This is a genomic window from Lysinibacillus sp. NPDC093197 (assembly GCF_044754025.1).
In the GTDB taxonomy this organism is placed as follows: Bacteria; Bacillota; Bacilli; order Bacillales_A; family Planococcaceae; genus Lysinibacillus.
The window spans coordinates 59,604-60,066 of the sequence record NZ_JBIVOH010000011.1; the positions used below are offsets into that span (position 1 = coordinate 59,604).

At 42.5% G+C, this 463-nt stretch carries 1 protein-coding gene; it reads right to left on the reverse strand.

What is annotated here, in order from left to right:
• Positions 1-463: InlB B-repeat-containing protein (locus ACIP9G_RS21145; protein ID WP_401022037.1), on the reverse strand; the 463-nt coding region annotated here is incomplete at both ends.

Sequence of the window (463 nt, forward strand, 5' to 3'; positions counted from 1 at the left end):
TGCACTTCCACCGCTCACTTCAAAGCTAACTGTATACTTCAGTGGTTCCCACTTCGCGTAAAATGTTGTATTGGCTGTAATGACATTGTTGGTAAAATCATATTGATTTGTACCCTCATCATCTGTATACCAGCCTTCAAATGTGTAACCCGCTTTTGTTGGGGCTGGTGGCACTGTTGCCTTTTCACCATGTGCTACCGTTTGATTTGGTACTAGACTTCCGCCATTTACTTCAAAATTAACCGTGTAACCGACTGCTTCCCACTTCGCATAAAGTGTCGTATTCGCTGTAATGACATTGCTGGTAAAATCATATTGATTTGTTCGCTCATCATCTGTATACCAGCCTTCAAATGTGTAGCCTGCTTTTGTTGGGGCTGGTGGCACTGTTGCCTTTTCACCATGTGCTACCGTTTGATTTGGTACTAGACTTCCGCCATTTACTTCAAAATTAACCGTGTAA